Genomic DNA, 3,721 nt, shown 5'->3' with positions numbered 1-3,721 from the left:
GTTTTAGTCGTCTGTTATTTATTGGTAAGGTTATACTTGGAAAGTATCGTATAATCGTTATTTAGTGTTTTAGTCGTCTGTTATTTATTGGTAAGGTTATACATGTCCGCGACGGTCCTCTTGACACTCTTGGTTTTAGTCGTCTGTTATTTATTGGTAAGGTTATACCTTCAGAAGAGTGAAGGCTCCTGTCGAAGAGTTTTAGTCGTCTGTTATTTATTGGTAAGTTGAATATTTCATAGTTTGTTCTTTTTTTATGATTGAAGGTGATTCTTATTCTAATTAAGTACATTGAGGTATTTGGTGTTTGTTGTTTCGATTCTGTTTATAGAGTCGAACTTACACAAAATAATTATTTATATGGTAAGACCAATTCAGGTAAGTCTTCCTTTTTGAAATGTCTTTGTTTTTTCTTTGATGAGTTAGGTGATTATTCAACACTTACAAACGATGATATTTTATCTGATAGTTCTTATATTGAAATAGGAATTGAATTTGACAAAATAAAAACAATTCGAAAGACCTTTAATAAAATTCATTCTATCAAGTATAAGACAGATTATAACAATCTAACAGCAAATGAATTACTAGAATTTCAAAAAATAAACATCAAATACTTTACAAACGAAAGAACATTTACAGATAAAGAAATAGAATTACAAAATCTTAAATTACATCTAATAAACTATATTAAAGATCTTAATTTAGATCAAATTAATGAGTTTGAAGAAAAATCTAATCAGTACCTTGGTGATATGGCTTCTGATATGAATATTTACTTAAACGCTAAATATAAATGGGATAAACTTATAGATATAAGCTACGAATTTAAAAGTCAAAGGCATCATTTTTCTTCTAGTGAAAGAAAACAGGTATTATTTGATTTGTTAAAAAATGATATTAATCAATACTCAATTTTAGTAGCTGATGATTTTGATTTATATTGGAACTCATCAACTTTACATTCTAATTTAGAATTTATCAACGAGAAATTCTTTCAATCCTTCATTTGTACAAGGAAAGCATTACCACAATGTACCGGTATAATAGATTCATCACTTCAGCATTTGATGCTGCATGAATATATAGAAAAGTTTAGAAATGATATTTAACATGCTAAACAGCTGATTCAAATAACTATTTAACATTCTACATTATTATTTTCTGCTCCAGTTCATATTAGGTATCACTCACCTGAAACGAACATTATGGCATATTTACATATTTTTCTTTTGCAGAATAGGAAAAAATAAATTCCTGTCATCCACAATAAAATCAATCAATTTTTATACTTTTTTGTCCTGTTTTGACAGCTTTAACTCATGCTGCACTTAAACTCATTTAAAGAAAGATTAGTATCAAAAGCTTTCCCTATTTCATTGACATCATCAAAGAAATAGTTTACATTATTGATGCACACACCAAGGCAAATTGAAAGGACAAGAGTGGCGACTCTTGTCCTTTCTAGTTTTTAACGAGACTTATCTCGGGCTTGTTCTATAGCCTTTTTGACTTGCTTTACGCAAACCAATAGCGCCTTTTCCACTGCCAATTTGATGACAACTTCAAGAACACTTTTTAGTATCCATAGAAGGTTCACACCAAGGCACCCCCTTTCACGCCGCCGATTGGAGGCGAAGGAAAGTACCTCTATATATGTATAGTCATGAAAATGGCATTTTTCTCACAAAAAATAGAAATTTATGTGGAAATTGGCATTGTATCGTTTGTAAGTAGGTTTAATGCCTTGAATTGTATATGTAGTGAAAAGGGACAAGAGTTGCAGCTCTTGTCCTTTTTACATGTTATCTATTATTGTTGTAGACTTCTATTTCTTTTTGGAATGATTTAAGAATAGCTTCTAGTTCCTCATAAGTATTGATTTTCGTAAGCTGGTTCTTCACTTTGGCAGCACCATGTTCACCTTTAATATACCAAGGAGCCTGTCCACGCATCATACGTATTCCATTCACTTCTCCTTCAAGCTTACAGAGTTCTTTGGCATGTGTTAAGCACATGTCAATCTTTTGGTTGAAGGTTGGTTCTTCATCAAGAACACCTTTTTCTAGATAGTCCACTGTACGCTTGATAATCCAAGGGTTACCCATTGCTGCTCTACCTATCATAATGGCATCACAACCTGTTTCCTCAAGCATACGTTTTGCGTCTAATGGTGAAGTAATATCACCATTACCAATGACAGGAATAGAAACAGCGTCCTTGACCTGTTTAATATAACTCCAGTCAGCATGTCCTTCATAGAACTGGCTTCTTGTACGACCATGAACGGCAATTGCACTAACACCTGCTTTTTCCATCAGCTTTGCATATTCAACAACATTAATATGCTTTGAATCAAAGCCAATACGCATTTTAATTGTCACCGGTAAATGCACTGCTTCAACAATCGCATGAACTATTTCATAAGCACGTTCAGGATCTCTGAGCCAGTCACTTCCTGCTTTTGCTTTAATCACTTTATTAACAGGACATCCTGAATTGAGATCAATGATATCCGCATTTGTATGTTCTTCTAAGTACTTAGCTGCTTCTACCATTGATGCGACTTCACCACCAAAGAGCTGTAAACTCATGGGATGTTCATCTTCGTCTATCGCAAGCATATCCAAAGTCTTCTCATTTCTATAACAAATTGCCTTGTCACTAATCATCTCTGATACTACCAAACCAGCTCCAAAAGACTTAATAAGTTTTCTAAAAGCTATGTTTGTAATACCAGCCATGGGTGCCATGACAACTTGATTCTTTATTTCTACATTTCCTATTTTCCACATATTGATCACCAAAAGTTAATTTAACAGTTCTCTCAATGTGATGCAAGTAGTATGTTTCATGATATAATCATGGTAAAAAGGAGTTACCATGAAATACTATTATATCGATCATCCTATCTCATTCCCCGATTCCTTCTCCATCACAGATGAACATGCCAATATTCTATTTCAAGTAGATACAAAGTTGAATTGGGGACGTATCATAAAAATCTCTAAAGAACATCAAACACTTAGAATACTTGATGATAAAATATCAACATACTTTCCATCCTTCACAATTAAAGATGAGAATGATCATAAACTTGGTTGTATTAAACGCATTTTCTCATTAAAAGCACCACAATTAGATTTTCAATTTAAAGGTTATTATGTCCGGGGAGATTATATGACAAAGAGCTATGAGATTGCCCAGCAAGCCACAACAATGGCAACCATTAAGCATATCTCACAAGGTATGGATAAAGTAGAAATAGATATCTTAAAAGATGAATACACGATTGATATTCTAACCTTTGTCATAGCACTAGAAGCCCATAAAGCTCTTTTCTAATATCACATAATCTTTGATTTTTCAAAGGCAATTCTTTGATAATTACTTTGTATGATATAAACAAGAAAGGAGATGACATAACAATTCAATAGACTGATTCTACATTAAAAGATATAAACAATTCCTTCCCTTCCCTCATAATACAATATCTGTAGAAATTCTCATCAGTCCATTAAATGAATCTATGTATAATAGTGAACTACCACCCACCTAAAGGTAGGTGGCTTCTAAGAACCTGACGGTTCTATTTAAGAAGTTTGATATTTAAGTTTCCACCTTTTCAGGCAATCCTTATTCTTACAGGCGTGTCCACTTCGCCTCTACCGTATAGGATGCTGACATCCACAACGCTACTTTTGCGCATGATGTTCAATGC

Annotated in this window: 3 protein-coding genes; 2 read left to right on the top strand and 1 reads right to left on the bottom strand. The window is 33.1% G+C overall.

Translation table 11 applies throughout. The features are described 5' to 3' along the window. Positions 1-266 precede the first annotated feature (266 nt). Positions 267-1,112 (top strand): AAA family ATPase, encoded by an 846-nt coding sequence (locus tag T529_RS0112235; protein ID WP_074732887.1) that lies wholly within the window; start codon positions 267-269, stop codon positions 1,110-1,112. 693 nt (positions 1,113-1,805) lie between these two features. On the opposite strand, the gene dusB is transcribed toward T529_RS0112235, so the two are convergent. Continuing rightward, positions 1,806-2,795, bottom strand: coding sequence for a tRNA dihydrouridine synthase DusB (dusB, locus tag T529_RS0112230; RefSeq protein ID WP_033163882.1), 990 nt, complete (start codon positions 2,793-2,795; stop codon positions 1,806-1,808). An 88-nt stretch (positions 2,796-2,883) separates the two neighbouring features. Here dusB and T529_RS0112225 point away from each other — a divergent pair, with 88 nt between their 5' ends. Further along, positions 2,884-3,345 carry an LURP-one-related family protein gene (locus T529_RS0112225; protein ID WP_033163881.1) on the top strand — a complete coding sequence of 154 codons (462 nt, stop codon included), beginning with the start codon at positions 2,884-2,886 and terminating at the stop codon, positions 3,343-3,345. The last annotated feature ends 376 nt before the right edge of the window (positions 3,346-3,721 follow it).

This window comes from Sharpea azabuensis DSM 18934 (genome assembly GCF_000702165.1).
GTDB classification, from domain to species: domain Bacteria; phylum Bacillota_I; class Bacilli_A; order Erysipelotrichales; family Coprobacillaceae; genus Sharpea; species Sharpea azabuensis.
The sequence above is the reverse complement of the archived record's forward strand: the minus strand, read 5'-3'. Positions and strand labels throughout refer to the sequence as shown.

What these genes read in the sequence shown, in the direction of transcription:
- T529_RS0112225 (WP_033163881.1), top strand. Translation starts at nt 2,884, where the DNA reads ATGAAATACTATTATATCGATCATCCTATCTCATTCCCCGATTCCTTC.
- dusB (WP_033163882.1), bottom strand. Translation starts at nt 2,795, where the DNA reads ATGTGGAAAATAGGAAATGTAGAAATAAAGAATCAAGTTGTCATGGCA.